Raw genomic sequence first — 17,855 nt, 5'->3', positions numbered from 1 at the left:
TTATTTAATCCTGATCTAAACTTTAAAATTCCCCATTTGCTCTGCAAGATCCAAGATGAGTTGACTTAAATGATTGGCCGCATTTGAAATTTCCTGCATCGTGGCCAATTGCTGCTCCGCTGCCGCGGCAACTTGGGCGGCCTCATCGGACGACGTTAAGGCAATATCGGATACATGCCGGACGGATCCTGCAATCCAGTTGGATCCTCCGTTTATTTCCTTGACTTCAAATGAAACCGATTGGGCCAGTTCCCCAACCTTCTTCATCTCTTGCATGATGGAAGCGAATAGACGTCCGCTTTCCAGCACGCTTTCACGTCCTTGGTCAGCCTCGATCGCCGTATTGGCAATCAGTTCTGCGGTGTGTTCAGTGTCTGCGGCAATCTCGGCGATGCCGACCTGAGCCTGGATGGCTGCGTTCTTAGTCTGGTCCGCCAATTTGCGAACTTCAGCGGCCACGACGGCAAACCCTTTTCCTTGTTCGCCGGCACGTGCAGCTTCTACAGCGGCATTCAGGGCCAGCAGGTTCGTCTGATTCGAGATGCCAGAGATTAAGTCGACAAGCTTCTCGATTTCTTGGGAGCGTTTGGATAACCGCTTCATGGCCTCGTTCGATTCATTCGTAGAAGCGTAAATGGTGTTCATTTGCTCGATTGCCTGTTGAACGACTTTGTCGCCTTGTTCGGTCTGCCCGATCACTTCATCCGTGGAGTCTGACACAGCTTCGGCGGATGACGCCACGCGGTGTACCCTTTCCACGATTTCCTCCATCCTTGAGGCGGTTTCGGCTACCTCGGAGCTCTGCTCATGAATGGCTTCCGCCATTTTCTCCATGGAAGAAGATATCGTGTGCGCTACCGATGATGTCTCCCCGGCGCTGGAGGTAAGCTCCTGTGAAGTTGCGCTAACGGTCAGGGTAGTCTCGGCGGTTTGTGCCAACATCGTCCGCAAATTTCCCACCGCGATATTAAGATGCTCTGCCATAATCCCGAATTCATCCTTCGAACGAATCGTCGCAGAATGAGTTAAATCACCCGATGCGATATATTGCAGTGTACCCATCATTTTCTTAATATTATTAACTACAATCATCTTGGCCAGCATCCAGATGCCAAGGGCGAGGAACAGTAGCGCAGCAAGACCAATTAATATGGATTCATTGCGATTGGTCGTATAAGTTGTTAATATCTCGGATTTAGGTATTACAGTCTGCACATACCAAGACTCGTTGCCTGTAATCGAAATCGGCCTGAACGCGCGAATCACTGTCTTACCGGCCGAGTTGGAGGCCTCATGGGTTAGTTTTCCCTTCTTAACCTCTTCGAACAATTTATTATTGTCTTCAGATGAGAGAAAGGTTTTCCCGACTTGCTCGGAATCTTCCCCGTTTGCTATATACAGACCTCCGCTGGAGAGCAAAGAGACATTCCCGCCCAGCGGGTGCTCCAATTCGGCGGATTGTTGAAAGGTATCAAGCAAAAAGGCCCCGCCTATAACGCCCAAAAACTTATCGTTCTTATCCATTATGGGGAGTACGATCATAGTCAACAGCTCCGACTTACCATTCTCGGTAGGAGCATTGTAAGGCTCCAAGACCATATCTTTCTTGGACGTCTTCACTTGTTCATAGGCAGTAAACGTATCCAGACCTCCAAAGGGAACGGACATGATATTGCCATCGTCAAAACGGATGGCCATGGATGCCATGCGTCCCTCATTTACGGAATACAGCGGATGCGAAGCGAATTCGGCGTCTCTGCCATACGCATTCTTCTCCCAAATCGTAAATATGGAACTTACAGACTCGTTGCCTTTCAATAGATGTTCTATATTCCTGATCATTCCATCGCGGTTCGTTACCCCCTGAACCGCCTCGTCCGTAAAGATCGAGCGCAGGGAGGCAAGAGAAGCTACGGTATTTTGCATTATGGACGTGTTCTTGTCCGCATAATTTTGTCCCGTGATCTGCGCCTCCGCCATGCCGAGATCCATGCTGACCTTGTTCAGCACGATAAGGTTCCAACTAATCAATATGGTAAGGGCGGTTGCCAAGATAAGGGAAGTCAAGGCTATAAACTTTACAATAACTTTTTGATGAGAAAACCATGTAAGCATTTGTGCTCCTCCGAGGTTTGGTCATTTTAGATTATGAATTTGGTGTATATTTGAGTATTTCGGACACTTCGATCAAACGGATTTCGAAAGGTTCCAAAGTAGCTTGAACCGTTAACGCATCAGATGATGTCACGAGTTCTTTCTCGATGCGCGGAATAGAGATTTGCTTTAAATAATCGATATCGCTGGATGTGGCTTCATCTGTCTGAATAATACTTAATGCATTATCGTAGGCGCTTCCGTAGCTCCGGTTCACGAAGGAATGCTTGATTTGGAAGTCGCCGGATAAGGGGCCAAGATCAAATCTGAACTCCCGCCTGGTCTTGGACGGAAAGTGCGAGTAACGTTCTCTTGATGAAATACTGATCGAAATGCCTTTCGAATATACGTCATCATAATGGTGATAGTTATAAAGAAGAATCTGATAGCAGTCATCTTGTCGGGTTATGAAGTAGCCGTCACCCCGATCCACCAGCTCATTGCCGAGCCGGTTCAGAAAGTAAAACGAGTAGTAGGCGGGCTTCTTGATATTGTTCCAGGTAAACAGGCCCAACCCGCCATGAAACAGCTGGCTCGGGAGCCGATTCTCCTCATGCAGATCGGTCAGCAGCCAATAGCCGAACGAATCCAGACGGTCATAATTCTCAGTAATATTTTTGATCACATAGGAAGATTTAAAGCATGTATCGCTCATCAAGTCCTTATGAGAAACCGTCGAATTCCACTCGGTTAAATAAACCGGCAAATCAGCCAGGTGAACTTCCTGAAGACGAAATTGAAGGCGGTCGATAAACTGTTTGAAAGAATCGGTCACCGGGCTTAAGTTGAGTTGTTTATCCATACTTAGCTTGTCGTCGTGTGTCATCAGATCGATATCGTAGTAGTGAATCGTAATGAAATCAGGCAAACACTCATGATCCCGACTGAAATCCAAGAACGAAAATAGCCAATCCTCATTTTTGTTGTAGGTTGAGAACGCAGCCGGCCCGCCGAAGAGAAGCGATGGATCGATACTCTTCACCGTTTGGTAAGTGTTCTTATAGAGCGAGAAGAAGGTTTCATCCCGTTTGAAGCCAAATAGGAGGTTGGAAGAGCTGGGTTCGTTCCACACACAAAACAGCCAATTCCGTACTTCAGCGATTCCGTAGCGGTTAATCAAATGAATGGTCAGCGCTTCAATCAACTTGTTCCATTTGTTCATATCCTTGGGGGGACTAGTGTTCATCTCGGAATAAAAGACCGTTTTGGATGATTCGCTTGCCAATTTGGCAGGCATAAAAGAAAATTGCACGAGCGGTCTGAGCCCAACGGAAAGCAGGAAATCAAAAGCCTTGTCGATCAGCTGAAAATTGTATGAGGGCCTGCCTGCGGAATCCTCATGGTAGACCATAAGATCGTCATCCAGAAGCCCATGCATTTTAATATATTCGAATCCTATTTCTTGCTGAGTGATTCGTAATGCTTCTTGTACGTCCGCATACAAAACTTCTTTCACACGACTGACCCCGATAAACTTTTTGAAATGATGGTGCAGCTTCTCTCCGGTTCTTGACAGATCAATCTGATAAGCCGATGAGAGGCTTTCTTTGTTTTTTTCGGGAAGAGCATATTGGGCATGCGGACCAAGATTATTTTCAATGAATCGGGATATTTCTTCGTAATAGGAATGCGGCTCATCCTGATAATAGTTCACCGATTTTTCCTTGGTGGTCTCGATACTTCCGGAGACCTCTTCGGCATGCTTCTTCCTCCAGATACTCGGGAGTTCTCCGTGTTTTTCGGCAAATGCAGTCACAAAGGATCGCACATTGGGGAAGCCGTTTTTGGTTGCGATTTTGTCGATCGTCAAGGACTCATTCAACAAATCGTTTACCGCATAATGCAGTCTTAAATCCTTTAAATATTCACTGAAAGGAAGACCTAATTTTTTCTTGAAGTATTTCGACAGGTAGGGCACGGATAAGTACTCGTTCTTGGCTACTTCCTGGAGCGAAATGTTATCGGCATAATGACTATTGATGTAATCAAGAATGCGGCGCAATCTATCCAGGCTTTCCTTGGGCTGGTATCCCCGATCTTGCTCATCACTGCTAAAGTGACTGCATAACTCAAAAATCAGTTCATAGACAAGAGATGCGTTTATCAAATCTACGTATTCGGAAGCGTTGATATTATGTTGTAGAATTTGTGCAACAATTCGCTTGATATTCCTGAACATTTCGGGATGATCCGTATTTGCGGTATTGCAGTCAAAATACATTTTTTTGATGTCGACGACGACTTCCTTCAACAGTTCGAGCTTAATTTGCAGTGCGACCATAGTGGCGTCTTCGGAATGCAGCTCATGGACTTCATTAGAATTAATGAGAATAAGATCTCCTGCTTCCAGGCGATAGGCCACGTTGTTGACATTAATGTCAACTTCCCCCTTCATGACCACGATCAGTTCTAACGACTGATGCCAATGTCTGCTGACATTGCCGATCCGGTGCAGGAAGAAATTGATAGGAAGCTTTTTGGGAAAGTTAATAATTTCATGACGGAACTCCAAAGCTAAGCACCCCTCAAATGGAAGGTTTTTTATGTATTGCTTTTTTCAGAGTGTACTAAAACTTAATCCAATCCACAATAGTTTGGAGAGAAATGTTGGAAATCGAAGATAATGGTTAAATATTTGCTCTTTAGAGGTTAAAAAACACAGTTATTTTTTAATCTCGTGTATGATAAATTGAAATATTTAATCTGTTAAATTATTGATTTTAATATAAAAGGTTTATCACAACTATATTTGTCTCTTTAACCAATCCAGATAAGTGGATTATTTAATGTATAAAGGCTGTTTCCAGGGGATAGCCGGAAAGTTTGGTTAAATATTTGCCCTAATGAAGATAAGAGATACAGTTAAAGTTGTATTTTAATCATGCTAAACTGAGTCAGCGGGAAGAAAGCGATAACAAGGACCAAAGGAAGGTAGTTTATGGAGAAACCCGTTTTTTTGGAAACGAATAGTATCGTCAAAAGGTTTGGTGAGGTTCTGGCTGTAAATAAGGTCAGTTTACAAATTTACCGGGGGGAAATCCGGGGGCTGATTGGTGAGAACGGTTCCGGGAAGTCCACGATCTCTGCCTTGATCAGCGGCTTGCTACCGAAGACGGATGGGGAGATTTTTGTCGAAGGCATGCCCTACGCACCCAAAAGTCCGCTGGATGCTCGTGACAAAAAAATATCGATGATCGTACAGGAGACTGGGACGATCGGCCCGTTGTCTATAGCGGAGAATATTTTTTTGGGAGATGAAGGGCGATTTGTCCGGAACGGTATTGTTGATCGAAGCAAGATGCATGAGGAAGCGGAAAGAGCACTGGAGCTTGTCGAGTTCGGCAAGGTTGATGTGACTAGACCGGCTTTGACGTTGAACTTTGAGCAGCGCAAGCTGTTAGAGATCGCGAGAGCTTTATATTACGATCCCGATCTGTTCATCGTGGATGAGACGACTACCGCTTTGTCGCATGACGGGAGGCTGCTGATTCACCGGTTGATGAAGAAGCTGCGGGATCAGAACAAAGCTGTACTGTTCATCTCTCATGACCTGCCCGAGCTGATGGAAGTCTGCGACGTGCTTACAATTATGCGCGACGGTGACTTGATCACAACGATTGAGCAATCGGATTTTGATGAGAATCATATTAAACAATCGATGGTCGGACGCGTTATCGAAGGGGATTACTATCGCAGCGATTCGAAGGCTACCCGGGAGGATCAAGTGATGGTTACTCTGGACCATGTGCACACCGCCTTGCTGCAGGATATTCATTTTGATTTGCATAAAGGGGAAATTTTGGGGATCGGCGGTTTGTCGGGAAGCGGCATGCATGAGGTGGGCAAGGTTATCTTTGGAGAGCTGAAGCCGGAGCGGGGCCAGGTTATCGTATTCGGAGATAAAAAGCCCCGCAGCACAAGGCAGGAGCCATTCGGTGAGAATCTCGTGCCTCATGTTGTGAAGGATGTGCAGACCGCTATTGCTCATAAAGTGGGCTACGTATCAAAGGACCGCGATCAGGAGACGCTCGTTCTGGAAGCTTCGATAAAGGATAACCTGGCACTATCCGCACTTGGAATGCTATCGAGATTTGGCCTAGTTCTTCCGGGTGCCGAGAAGCGTTTTGCCAAGAAGCAAATAGACGGGTTGAACATCAAGGCTAGCGGAATGAACCAGCGTGTAGGTGAATTGTCGGGCGGGAACAAGCAGAAGGTTTCCTTCGGTAAATGGATCGGGAATAACTCGAAAATCCTCATTTTGGACAGCCCGACCCGCGGGGTGGATGTCGGGGTGAAGACCACCATGTATCAGCTCCTGTATTCACTGAAACAACAGGGATACGCTATCCTGATTATTTCCGAGGAACTTCCTGAATTGATCGGCATGAGTGACCGGATTCTGGTGATGAAGGATGGAAGAATCCAGAAAGAATTTTTACGTGATGATCAGTTGAATGAATCCATGCTGATTGACTACATGATTTAGGCAAGGCGGTGAAGTTAAGTTATGAGACTCTTCTTAAGTAAGTATCAGAATACGTTGATTCAATACGCCGGCTTGCTGCTTGTGTTGCTGATATTTACGTTAATGACGGACGGGGCGCTGTTATCGGATTTTAATATTCGCACGGTCCTCAAACAACTTGTTGTATTGTTGACACTTTCAGTAGGCTTGACATTTGTTTTTTCGCACGGTGGCATGGATATTTCGGTTGGGGCAGTCTTGGCCTTAAGCTCTATGTCCGCGATTTATGCGATGAATGCAGGAGCTCCGCTTATTTTAGGGGCGCTGATCGCTGTGATCGTATCCGTGGTCTGCTATACGGCCAACGTGTTGATCGCAAACCAGTTCAAGATAATGGCAGTTATCTCTTCATTGGCAGTAATGTTTGTAGCTAGAGGATTAGTGACCTATCAAGTCTCTACATCGACAACCAAAATCACCCTTGAGAATTCAAAAACATTACGCGATTTAGGGAAAAATACGCCAGCCATTCTCACCATTATCATTGTTGTAAGTGTCATCGGCTACATTATATTTCACCTGACCAAGGTCGGTAAGCAGAACAAAGCGATTGGAGACAATCCTTTGGCTGCTTCCCAGAGCGGAGTAAGAGTAAACCGCATGAAGGTTGTCGCTTATATCCTGGCGGGCACTCTGGTCGGTCTGGCATCGATCCTCTCTTTGTCCCGGTCGGCCTCGATAAGCGAAAACACAGGAATGGGACTGGAGATGGATGTGATCGTCGCATTGATTCTGGGCGGAATGGCGTTGAACGGCGGAAGCCGTTCCAGGATGAGCTCGGCCATCGTAGGAAGCATCACGCTTGTCCTGTTGAATAATGGATTGGTAATGGTCGGGGTTGCGCCGGAAATCGTTTCGCTGGTTAAGGGAATTATTTTCCTCATCGTCGTGTTCCTTCTATTGAGAAGACCCGGCGGAGAAGCAATGCCAAGATAACAAACAAATAAAAGGGGTATGAGACATGAAGAACAAAAGATGGGTTTTCTCATTGGTTGCATTAATACTGACGGCAGGCCTGGTGTTATCCGGGTGCGGCGGCGGAAAGAACAAAGAGGGCCAAGATAGCGGAAAGGCTAATGAAGGCTCAGGCAAGAAGTATTCCATAGGAGTCATGCTTTACAATTATACGGACATTCAAGGACAACAAATCAAATCTTACAGTTCCTATTTGGAAAATAACTTCAACGTTAAATTCAACTTTGCTACCGTTGGTTCAAGTGAAGAAGACCATATCAGCGGGCTCGAAAACCTGCTTGCTTCAGGAGTAGACGCGGTGATCAGCGGTTACGACACGGCCCTCAAGCAAAGCGTTAGTCTCGCGGAAGAAGCCGGCGTCTATTATGCTTTAGCGCTTGGAGATGCTGACGAGAGTGTTACTAGTGATTACTTTGTTGGGGGAATCAAGCAATTTGGCGAAAATCCGGAAAAGCTCGGTGCAAAATATGCGGAGCAGGCCTATGCCTCCGGTGTCAAACATATCGGAGTTACTTCATTTCCGGAATTCGCCTTTGTAGACGGTCCATCTATTATCAAGGGATTCGCGGATAAAATGGCTGAACTGGATACAAAGGGGGAAGTAACCGTATACCCTACGGAATTCCATTCCTTCGCACCGGATAATGCGGCAGATGCCGTTACCAAAATTATTTCCGAACATCCTGAAGTGGATGCGATTTTCGGTCTGGGTTCAGGTATGGACTTTGTTTACCCGGCGATTCTGAACAGCGCAAAGCCTGATATCCGTCTGCTCGCTCTGGGGTATAACGATTCGACGGAAGCGGGCATCAAGGATGGAAAAGTGATCATGGCCGGTACCAACAACTACGGCGAAATCATGGCTAACTGTTTCGCGCAACTCTATGACCGCTTGAATGGCAAGACCTATCCGGATGCAAAGAGTAACGGTTTTGTAAATTACGTGACGTTTGCTACTCCTGAAGAGCTGCAAGACTTCAAAAATTACGTTGTTCCTGAAGATAAATCCAAGGGTCCAGTAACGGTTGACGAATTGAAGGAAGTCATGATGAGCTTCAATGAGTCCGCAACTTGGGAGTCGCTGCAAAAATTGACGAACCGAACGTTGGAAGAGATTAAGGCGGCCAGAAACTAACCGCGTTTGCCGGAAGTACGAAGTTTGGGTAAACCGGAATGGAGTGAAAATATGCAAGTCTCGGTAATGAGAAAAATAACGAACCTGCTGAAAACGTTCCTGTTTCCGATTGCGATCTATCTGCTTATTCTGATCGTAACGATGCTTATGAGTAAGGGCGGTTATGCTTCTGCAGGGGCTTTTGACAGAATAATCAGGGGAAGCGTGCTGACCACCATTACGGCCTATGCGATCGCTCTGCCTTTATCCGGAGCCAGATGGGACTTTGCCCCCGGCATTATTATCATCCTGTCGGGCATCGTGGGGAGTAATCTGGCAATACAATGGGGGGGCGGCCCCATACTGCTGCTGATGCTCACCATAGTGGCTGCGGTTGTGTTCAGCCTGCTGGAGGGACTGCTCTACCTGTGGATTCGTGTGCCGACAATCATTGTTTCGCTAGGCGTCGTTATGATGTATGAGGCGCTTTCCGGGATTGTATTCGGCGGCTCGGGAACCCAATTATTCATGTACCCCGATTTAACAATATTTGCAAGAACGCCTTGGGTTTATATCGTGCTTGCAGTGATTATGGTGCTGTTTCATTTCCTGCTTGCGTACACCAAGTTCGGTTATGACACCCGGTCTCTTTCAGCGAATCCGCGGCTTGCAATTAACATGGGCGTCAATGAGAAGAAAAACATATTGTTAACCTATCTCGTGGTTGGTGTGCTGCTTGGAGTAGCTGCGGTCATAAACGCATCTACCGTGTTGGTAACTCCGGCGAGTAATTTGAGCTCAACATCCCTGATGTTTTCTTCCATGGGTCCTGTACTTGTCGGGCTGTATCTGGCGCGGTTTTCGAATCTGCCCTTAGGGATCTTTGCCGGTGCACTGGGAATGAACGCATTATCTTACGGGATGGTTGTGCTGGGAGTCAACAGCTCCCTGCAGACGGTTATTATAGGCGTATTTATCGTTGGGTTTATGGGATATACCTCGAACCAGGATGCAATTCGGGCCTATTTCTACCGCCGATCGAAGGGCGGAAGCCGGGCACAGGTTTAGGAGCAGCATGAGTAAAAGGAGAGAAACGTACTATGGACATCAATTTGCTTAGAGAAAAGCCTTTTAACTTGCAAGAGGATGACATCCAATGGGTAACGACAGCCTTTAAGCAAATGTCGGTTGAAGAAAAAATCGGCCAACTGTTTTTTATGGTCGGCTACAAACAGGACGAGCCGTTCCTGAAGCGGCTTTCCGGTGAAATAGGCATCGGCGGATTAATGTGCCGCTCTATGGATAAAGAGAGCGTTATGGCAACGGTGACGACATTGCAATCTTCCGCCAGAATCCCTTTGCTGATCGCCGCGAATTTGGAAGCAGGGGGGCAAGGGATTACCAAGGACGGTACCAAAATCGGCTCGAATATGGCGATCGCGGCTACAGATCATGTAGAGCTGGCCTATCAATTGGGGAAGGTATGCGCAATTGAAGGCAAAAGTGTAGGCGCCAACTATGCCTTTGCTCCTGTGGTAGACATTGACTACAATTTCCGAAACCCGATTACGAACACTCGTACTTTTGGCAGTGATCCGGAGCGCGTTAAACGTATGGGAGCAGCTTATGTCAAAGGAGCGCAAGATCAGGGAATAGCGACCTCCATAAAGCACTTTCCCGGGGACGGCATCGATGAGCGGGACCAGCATCTGGTTACTTCAGTAAATACCTTATCGCCGGAAGAATGGGACAGAACCTTCGGTGATGTTTATCGGCACTTGATCGATGAAGGCGCCAAGACTGTCATGGTCGGACATATTTCATTGCCTGAGTATTCCAAGAAGCTTAATCCGGCTCTGAGAGATGCCGAGATTCTCCCGGCGTCCCTAGCCGAAGAGTTGCTGAATGGGCTGCTGAGAGAGCGGCTGGGCTTTAATGGTCTGATTATGACGGATGCAACCACCATGGCCGGTATGAATATTGCTATGCCGCGAAATCAATTGGTGCCGAAGTCGATTCAAAACGGATGCGACATGTTCCTGTTTACCAAAAATCTTGACGAGGACGTTGCATTTATGAGGGACGGGCTAGAACAAGGTCTGCTTTCCGAGCAAAGGTTGGACGAAGCCGTTCTGCGAATCCTTGGTCTGAAAGCATCGCTGAATCTTCACAAGATGAACAACCTCCCTTCACAAGAAGAAGCAGCAATCAAGCTGAAGAATGAGCAGCATTTGGCGATTGCGGAGCAGGTCAGCGATCGCTCCATCACACTGGTCAAGGAAGAATCAGGCGTGTTGCCGGTTACTAATGAGCGTTATAAACGGATCCTTGTATATGATATCGAGAGTGAAGCCAACGCGCTTGGATACGATAAGTCCAACGGGCTTGCAGCTTCATTTATTCCTCTGCTGGAAGCAGAAGGCTTTGAAGTTACCCGCTTCGAGCCGAGCGGAGTTTATGAGGGACTGCAGAGTTCGTTTACGGAAATGAAGAATACGTATGATTTGATTATTTATATTTGTAGTTTGGCGACAAAATCGAATCAGACCACGGTTCGGATCGAATGGATGAATCCCATGGGGGTTAACGTACCAATTTATCCTGAAGCGATTCCTACGATATTTATTTCGACGGAAAATCCATACCACTTACTGGATGTTCCGCGGGTAAAAACATACATTAACACCTACGGTGTCAACGATTATACTTTGCCAATGCTGGTCCGGAAGTTGACAGGCCGGTCTGAGTTTATTGGGAAGAGTCCTGTGGATCCTTTCTGCGGTAAATGGGACACTCGATTATAGAAAGGCGGAACTTCTGTGATTCATGAGAAGATACAATTGTTTGAGCATTCCTCGGCTACACTGACAACCTATTTGCTGGATGACGGTGAATTTGATAGAAAAGGTCTGATTCGCCCGGCTGTCCTCATTTGCCCGGGGGGCGGGTATGCGGTTATTTCTCAAAATGAAGGCGAGCCGGTGGCCTTGGCATTTGCCAGATTAGGTTATCATGCTTTTGTATTGGATTATTCTGTAAAAATCAATAATCCTTTTCCTACGGCGTTGAAAGAGCTGGCTAAAGCCGTCTCGATTATTCGTGAGCGCGCAACCGATTGGCTGGTTGATCCAGAGAATATATCTGTGGCAGGTTTTTCGGCAGGAGGAAATTTGGCCATGAGTTTGGGCGTATATTTCAAGGACGAGCGAATTACCAGAGAGATTGGTCTTCGTGCGGACCAGATCAAACCGAATCAGTTGATTCTAGGATATCCTGCGATTACGTTGACGCCTCGTTCTACTGAAACCCCGCCATTTATTATTGAATTGATGGAAAAGGGACTAATGCCGGACATGCGCGGCCCGGATATTCGCGAGATTCTGATGGGCAAGGAAAATTTAACGGATGAAGAAAAGGAGTCTCTGAATCTGCTGCATTATGTTAATGAGGAGACCCCTAGAACTTTTATCTGGGGGACGTACGAAGATAGCGTGATTTTGCCGACGGATCTCCTAGGCTTAGCGACCAAACTGTTCGAGCACCAAGTGCCGTGTGAACTGCATTTGTTCGAAAAAGGGCCGCATGGCATGTCGCTTGGCGACGCTTCGGCCAAGCTGCCCGAGCAAGTGAATGGACTTAGCCTTGGTGCATGGGTCGACCTGAGCGCGAAATGGCTTGCGCAAGAGAAGGGGAGATAAGTATGAAGCCCCAATTGTTCATATTCGACCTGGATGGGGTCATTACCGATACTGCGGAGTTTCATTATATGGCTTGGAAGCAGATTGGCGAGAGTCTAGGGATCACGGTGGATCGTCAACTGAACGAACGCCTGAAGGGTGTGAGCCGTATGGAATCTCTTGAGCGGGTCTTAGCGGCTTCATTGACACCTATCCACCTTTCCGCTGCTGAGAAGGAGCGATTGGCGACTGATAAAAACAAGCAATATCAGCAATTGATCGATCAAATTCAGCCAACCGATGTGCTCCCAGGTATGGGTAAACTTCTGGAGGACATCCGGAACGGCGGGATGAGACTTGCGCTGGGATCAGCCAGTAAAAATGCTCATTTCGTGCTGGAGAGACTAGGCCTTATGGATGCCTTTGATTATATTGTAGATGCAAGCCAGGTTCAAAACGGCAAACCGCATCCCGAAACCTTCCTGAATGCCGCTGATCATTTCGGAATCCCCTATAGAGCTTGCATAGGTGTGGAAGATTCCGAAGCGGGGATAGAGGCGATCAACGCGGCCGGCATGTTCTCGGTTGGAATCGGTTCACCGGATGACTTACGAGAAGCAAAGTATCTTGTTAATGATACGGCCAGGCTTACGTTCAGCGGTATAATTGAAGCATTTGAGAAACAAACGCTGAGATAATAAAGGAAGAAATAAACCCCATTTCCTAATGAACAAAGGAATGGGGTTTATTTCGTTATAATAAGGCCGAGTTCTGATTTGTTCTCCAACGGGTTCCTTAGAACCGACTCCCACTTTCCGCCTGGCCTGCATTCCGTTCGAACGCCACGATCCAGTCTCCCTGGACTGCGGCATATCCGACATCTCCCTCGGCCACAAGGCCGTACAGATTTTTTACGTCCAGATATTCCTGTCTATGTCCGTTATCGAACTCCAGCGTGATGTAATAATAGGTGCGCGAAGAGTTATGCATGGAATCATTCATATTGTGCGAGTGATGTCTCACGTCCATTCGTTTGGATACGATGCGGGCGTAACGTGAATCTTTTGGTGAGCTGGCGTTCTTCACATACTTTGCGCCGCTGCTAATAAATCCGATAATGACGATAACAAACACGATCACGATCAAGATGGGTACCAGCGTAAACATAAAATTAAAACCAGAACCAGCGCTCCCGCCGCCAAACGGAAAAGGATCAGGTCCGAAGTTCATTTCCGAGGCCTCCTTTCATAGGTTGTTCAAAAATTCATCTTTCCACGACGAAGCAGATCATGTAGCGGGTTCGACGTCGAATCTTGAATTCAGCCGGGCCTTCCGTTGCTCACGTACCCCATGTACGCTCCGCTACTCAGTCCCTATCTTCATCCAACCTTCTCGGTCCTGAAAACCTGACTTTTTGAACACGCACTTTTATGTACGTTCAGGACATCCGAATTCCGAACTTGCGTCCTTTCCTTATATTTACGCCTCGGTGGAGACATTTGTTTCATTAAGTTTTGATTTAAAAGCGAAGGAAGGCTTTGTTTCTTCTAAACTCAGCTATCCCCGCCGCGTCGTATGAACTCCAATACGATATCCTGCGGATGATCCCCGAACTGGCTCCCGAACAGATTAAGCCCCCGCTTGTTGGCCGCCTCCTCCTTTACTTCAAACCGGATAGAAATGGGCTGGTTATACGCCAAATGAAGCATTCCGATCGAGGTATCGGCGGCAGGAACTCCGTTTACCGAGCTCCCCTGATGGCTGATCCGCCATTCCGTCAGCATGCCGTATTCCGTTCCGCTTTTCCAGCGTTCGGGAGTCAGCTTTCCTTTTCGGTCCCCGAAATCGGAAGGGCAGGTCCAAGTTCCGGCCTCCAGTCCGTTTACCGTGACCGTAATATCCGTGGCCCAGTCGGCACGGAAGGAGGGGGCTTCGGAACACAGCTCGGCACGAATGCGCAATTCATCAAGCTCGACGCCTGGAGGCAGCGGGTTGGCGAAAAAGTATTCGATATAACCGGCTTCGGCAAACCAGAGAAGCGCGGCGTCGACCCGTTCGGGCATATAAAAGACCCGGGGATCATCCTGCGAGCCGATCAAGGTCCCGTCCTTGCCGGCCATGCCGCAGGAGGGCTTCACCGAACAATGCGAATACATCCCGATCGGCATATGAATGCTCTCTACGGGATGAAGGCCGTCCCCCGGTTTGGACGGAAGCTCCAATTGGATGGAGCGGCAGGTGACGGAGCATATTTTTTCCCGGTTGGCTCCTTGCACGGAGGTGACGAGCTCGGCTTGCTCCAGCGTCTGGACGTTGATGGAAACGGTCGGTTGGGCGACGCCGAGCGCTTCGGCCAATTGGCTGACGCTCATAGGCTTTTCCCCAAGCGCCTCCAAAATGCGGACCCGAAGGTCCCCCGACAACGCCTTGGCTACGTCAAGAATTCTTGAAGCCGGGTAGCGGATCATATCCTGGATCGGTTCATTCATCGTCAAAGTTCCTTTTCATATACAAGATTATTGACCTAATTGTACAATGAAGAATGTGTATTGTAAAACTATAATAAACATTGTAAAAATCATATACCGGTGCTAAAATGGGCGCATAACCTCTTGCGAAAGGTCGTGTATACTCATGAGCACCTCCATTATGAACGCGGAGAATCTGGTCATTCCTCGTCCGGAATTTCCTCATCCGCATTGGCAGCGACAGCAATGGCTGAATTTAAACGGTTCCTGGTCTTTTCGCTTTGATCCTAACGATGAGGGAATTCGCAGCAACTGGAATAAGGATAGTGAAGTACCTTTTGATGCGGAAATCAGGGTGCCTTTTTCATGGGCCAGCCCTTTGTCCGGAATCGGCAAGGACATCAAAGGAATCGGATGGTATCGGCGCACGGTGACCTGGAGTCTTCCGACTGCCGGCGGTTCACGCCTGTTTTTGCGTTTCGGAGCGGTGGATTATTTGTGCGATGTCTGGATTAACGGATCCCATGTCGGATCTCATCAAGGCGGCTATGGCTCGTTTGAGTTTGAAGTTACCGGCGTCTGGCGGATGGACGGGGATAATACGATCATCGTACGAACCGAGGATCAGGATCATAATTATCAAGCGCGCGGCAAACAAGGCTATGGTGAAATTCGCGGCATTTGGCAGCCGGTCTGGCTGGAAGCCCGTACGCAAACTTATATCAAAGACGCCAAGTTCAGAACCTTCATGGACGGCCGGATTGAGGTAGCGGCGAGAATCGTTGCGGATCAAGCCGGATCAGCCGAGCTTGCGATGGATTTTGCGGATCATGCCGTTCAGCATAAGGTGACTGTGAATCTTTTGGCCGGTGAAAATGAAGTGAATACCTCGTTTAGTGTGAATGACCCGCAATTGTGGAGCCCGGAAACCCCGTATTTGTATGAGGGGGCGCTTAAGCTCAGCGGATCCTTTGGCTTGGATCAAGTCAGTACTTACTTCGGCATCCGGGAAATCGCGACGGCCGCCTTCGGCGACCGCGGTTACCGCTGGATTACGCTTAATGGCAAGCCGGTTTATTTGAACGGAACGCTGGACCAGTCTTACCATAAGACCGGTTATTTTACTTACCCGACCGATGAGGAAATGCATGACGAGATTTACCTGATGAAGCGGCTTGGGCTCAATTTCGTACGGATTCACATCAAGCCGGAAGAGCCGCGCAAGCTGTATTGGGCGGATAAGCTGGGCATTCTCGTGATGGAGGATATGCCTTGTTTCTGGGGGAACCCGGACGAAATGGCACGCAGCGCTTATGAACGTGAGGCGCTTGAGGTGATCGAACGGGATTACAACCATCCGTCGATTTTCTCCTGGGTGATGTTCAATGAGACATGGGGCCTTAAGACAGACCCTAAGGAAGCCGGAGTTACGGGGAATGCCGGGCAGCAGAGCAGCTATTTGCCGGAGACCCAGGAATGGGTGCGGGAGAAATACAGCTGGGCGAAGCAGATCGATCCGACCCGAATCATCGAGGATAACTCGCCATGCAATTATGATCATGTTGAGACCGATATCAATACATGGCACTTCTATATCAACGGTTATGAACAGGTCCGCGGTCATCTGGACGAGGTCGTCAACAAAACCTATCCGGGCTCGGCCTTCAATTGCATCGGCGGCAATGTCCAGTCCGACGCACCGCTGATGAACAGTGAATGCGGCAATGTTTGGGGGATCGAAGGCGGTGCCGGCGACAGTGATCTGGCTTGGCATTACCGGTATATGCTGAACGAGTTCCGGAAGCATGACAAGCTGTGCGGCTTTGTGTTCACGGAGTTCCGCGACGTAACGAATGAATTCAACGGATATTATCGTCTGGATGGAACGGGCAAAGACTTTGGCTATGATGCTTTTGTGCCCGGCATGAGAATTGCCGACCTGCATTCGCCGGATTTCATCGTCATCGACGCACCTCCGTGCCGGACGGTTTCCGCTCAGGAACAGGTCGCTGTTCCGTTGTTGAGATCGAGCTTCAGTGACCGTTACCATGGGCAGAAGCTGATGGTGAAATGGGAGCTTTGGCATGACGACCTGGGCACCCGCAAGGTGACGGATAGCGGTGAGGTCCAAGTCGATTGGGATGGTTACGGCGTTTCACCGTTGTCCCTGCTGTCCTTGACGATGCCTGATGGGGACGCGGTAGCCGTGCTGGCGGTTTCCCTTGTGAATGAAGCGGGAGAGGGGATTACGCGGAATTTCACTACATTCGATGTGAGAAGCGGCGAAACTGACGGAGAACACGCAGCGGGTGACGGTATTATTCCAATCCCGGTGAGCTCTTATGTAGAGCAGACTTTTGAGCATCATTGGAGCTCGATTCAACATGCCAAAGTCAGCGGTGCGGGAATGGGCCGGTTCAGTTATGACATAACACTGCCGGACATCACGGAGAAGGCCGCTATACACGAGATCGAAATTGTGTTCGAAGCCGGCGCAAAGCGGGTATTGGCCCGGAATATCGAAGGCTCGGTAAATACCGACATGGGGATCGGGGCGATGCATGGAGCTGATGCAAAGGTGGAATATAACCCTAACACTTATTACATGACCGATGAGAAAAAGCATCCTTCCCGCCTAAACGTGCTAATTGATGGCGAAAGCATCGGCTCTCTAGTTCTGCCGGACGATCCGGCGGACAGCCGGGGCGTGCTGTCATGGCATTATCAGCCGGTTCCGAACAAATTGGATGAAGCCGGCTCGTACGGCTATCTATGCAAGCTGAGCGTCCCGGTACAATTGACGACCAGGCTGAACCACAGCCGTGCTTTCCGCTTGGAACTGCAGGTGGAGGAGGGCGGCGGCGTTGCCTTGTACGGCCGCAATGCCGGACGATATCCGGTGGATCTGCAAATCCGCTACAAAGGCCAGGCTTAGTTCCTTG

Annotated in this window: 12 protein-coding genes; 8 read left to right on the top strand and 4 right to left on the bottom strand. The window is 48.3% G+C overall.

What is annotated here, in order from left to right:
- Nucleotides 1-15: 15 nt before the first annotated feature.
- Together NYE70_RS13585 and NYE70_RS13580 are read right to left on the bottom strand one after the other, a co-directional pair.
- Nucleotides 16-2,115, bottom strand: coding sequence for a methyl-accepting chemotaxis protein (locus NYE70_RS13585; protein WP_290406709.1), 2,100 nt, complete (start codon nucleotides 2,113-2,115; stop codon nucleotides 16-18).
- A gap of 31 nt (nucleotides 2,116-2,146) precedes the next feature.
- Nucleotides 2,147-4,666, bottom strand: a complete 2,520-nt coding sequence (locus NYE70_RS13580) for a GH39 family glycosyl hydrolase (RefSeq protein ID WP_290406708.1) — start codon at nucleotides 4,664-4,666, stop codon at nucleotides 2,147-2,149.
- Nucleotides 4,667-5,092: 426 nt separating this feature from the next.
- On the opposite strand from NYE70_RS13580, the gene NYE70_RS13575 reads away from it, so the two are divergent.
- The 7 genes from NYE70_RS13575 (at nucleotide 5,093) to pgmB (ending at nucleotide 13,143) form a co-directional block, all read left to right on the top strand.
- Nucleotides 5,093-6,640 carry a sugar ABC transporter ATP-binding protein gene (locus NYE70_RS13575; RefSeq protein ID WP_290406707.1) on the top strand — a complete coding sequence of 516 codons (1,548 nt, stop codon included), beginning with the start codon at nucleotides 5,093-5,095 and terminating at the stop codon, nucleotides 6,638-6,640.
- Between the two features lie 21 nt (nucleotides 6,641-6,661).
- Nucleotides 6,662-7,615 carry an ABC transporter permease gene (locus NYE70_RS13570; RefSeq protein ID WP_341046340.1) on the top strand — a complete coding sequence of 318 codons (954 nt, stop codon included), beginning with the start codon at nucleotides 6,662-6,664 and terminating at the stop codon, nucleotides 7,613-7,615.
- A gap of 25 nt (nucleotides 7,616-7,640) precedes the next feature.
- Nucleotides 7,641-8,789: a sugar ABC transporter substrate-binding protein gene (locus NYE70_RS13565; RefSeq protein WP_341046339.1), complete on the top strand. Its 1,149-nt coding sequence runs from the start codon at nucleotides 7,641-7,643 to the stop codon at nucleotides 8,787-8,789.
- 66 nt (nucleotides 8,790-8,855) lie between these two features.
- Nucleotides 8,856-9,836 carry an ABC transporter permease gene (locus NYE70_RS13560; RefSeq protein WP_341046338.1) on the top strand — a complete coding sequence of 327 codons (981 nt, stop codon included), beginning with the start codon at nucleotides 8,856-8,858 and terminating at the stop codon, nucleotides 9,834-9,836.
- Nucleotides 9,837-9,868: 32 nt separating this feature from the next.
- Nucleotides 9,869-11,572, top strand: a complete 1,704-nt coding sequence (locus tag NYE70_RS13555; RefSeq protein WP_290406703.1) for a glycoside hydrolase family 3 protein — start codon at nucleotides 9,869-9,871, stop codon at nucleotides 11,570-11,572.
- A 15-nt stretch (nucleotides 11,573-11,587) separates the two neighbouring features.
- On the top strand, nucleotides 11,588-12,466 hold the full coding sequence (locus NYE70_RS13550; protein WP_290406702.1) for an alpha/beta hydrolase: 879 nt from the start codon (nucleotides 11,588-11,590) through the stop codon (nucleotides 12,464-12,466).
- A gap of 2 nt (nucleotides 12,467-12,468) precedes the next feature.
- On the top strand, nucleotides 12,469-13,143 hold the full coding sequence (pgmB, locus tag NYE70_RS13545; RefSeq protein ID WP_290406701.1) for a beta-phosphoglucomutase: 675 nt from the start codon (nucleotides 12,469-12,471) through the stop codon (nucleotides 13,141-13,143).
- Nucleotides 13,144-13,240: 97 nt separating this feature from the next.
- Here the strand turns inward: pgmB and NYE70_RS13540 are convergent, their stop codons facing one another.
- Together NYE70_RS13540 and NYE70_RS13535 are read right to left on the bottom strand one after the other, a co-directional pair.
- The gene (locus tag NYE70_RS13540; RefSeq protein ID WP_341046336.1) at nucleotides 13,241-13,675 is read right to left on the bottom strand and encodes a DUF2500 domain-containing protein; all 435 of its coding nucleotides are present in this window, start codon (nucleotides 13,673-13,675) and stop codon (nucleotides 13,241-13,243) included.
- A gap of 323 nt (nucleotides 13,676-13,998) precedes the next feature.
- Nucleotides 13,999-14,934 carry an ArsR/SmtB family transcription factor gene (locus NYE70_RS13535; RefSeq protein WP_341046334.1) on the bottom strand — a complete coding sequence of 312 codons (936 nt, stop codon included), beginning with the start codon at nucleotides 14,932-14,934 and terminating at the stop codon, nucleotides 13,999-14,001.
- A 145-nt stretch (nucleotides 14,935-15,079) separates the two neighbouring features.
- Between NYE70_RS13535 and NYE70_RS13530 the strand changes: the two genes are divergently transcribed.
- Nucleotides 15,080-17,848, top strand: coding sequence for a glycoside hydrolase family 2 protein (locus tag NYE70_RS13530; RefSeq protein ID WP_341046332.1), 2,769 nt, complete (start codon nucleotides 15,080-15,082; stop codon nucleotides 17,846-17,848).
- The last annotated feature ends 7 nt before the right edge of the window (nucleotides 17,849-17,855 follow it).

The organism is Paenibacillus sp. FSL R5-0407 (assembly GCF_038009185.1).
Lineage (GTDB): Bacteria > Bacillota > Bacilli > Paenibacillales > Paenibacillaceae > Fontibacillus > Fontibacillus vini.
Note: the sequence above shows the minus strand (reverse complement) of the source record. Positions and strands in the feature narration are given on the sequence as shown.

Excerpts from the sequence above, each read along its gene's own strand:
- NYE70_RS13585 (WP_290406709.1), bottom strand. The coding sequence starts at position 2,115 with ATGCTTACATGGTTTTCTCATCAAAAAGTTATTGTAAAGTTTATAGCC.
- NYE70_RS13575 (WP_290406707.1), top strand. The coding sequence starts at position 5,093 with ATGGAGAAACCCGTTTTTTTGGAAACGAATAGTATCGTCAAAAGGTTT.
- NYE70_RS13570 (WP_341046340.1), top strand. The coding sequence starts at position 6,662 with ATGAGACTCTTCTTAAGTAAGTATCAGAATACGTTGATTCAATACGCC.
- NYE70_RS13565 (WP_341046339.1), top strand. The coding sequence starts at position 7,641 with ATGAAGAACAAAAGATGGGTTTTCTCATTGGTTGCATTAATACTGACG.
- NYE70_RS13560 (WP_341046338.1), top strand. The coding sequence starts at position 8,856 with ATGAGAAAAATAACGAACCTGCTGAAAACGTTCCTGTTTCCGATTGCG.
- NYE70_RS13555 (WP_290406703.1), top strand. The coding sequence starts at position 9,869 with ATGGACATCAATTTGCTTAGAGAAAAGCCTTTTAACTTGCAAGAGGAT.
- pgmB (WP_290406701.1), top strand. The coding sequence starts at position 12,469 with ATGAAGCCCCAATTGTTCATATTCGACCTGGATGGGGTCATTACCGAT.
- NYE70_RS13540 (WP_341046336.1), bottom strand. The coding sequence starts at position 13,675 with ATGAACTTCGGACCTGATCCTTTTCCGTTTGGCGGCGGGAGCGCTGGT.
- NYE70_RS13535 (WP_341046334.1), bottom strand. The coding sequence starts at position 14,934 with ATGAATGAACCGATCCAGGATATGATCCGCTACCCGGCTTCAAGAATT.
- NYE70_RS13530 (WP_341046332.1), top strand. The coding sequence starts at position 15,080 with ATGAGCACCTCCATTATGAACGCGGAGAATCTGGTCATTCCTCGTCCG.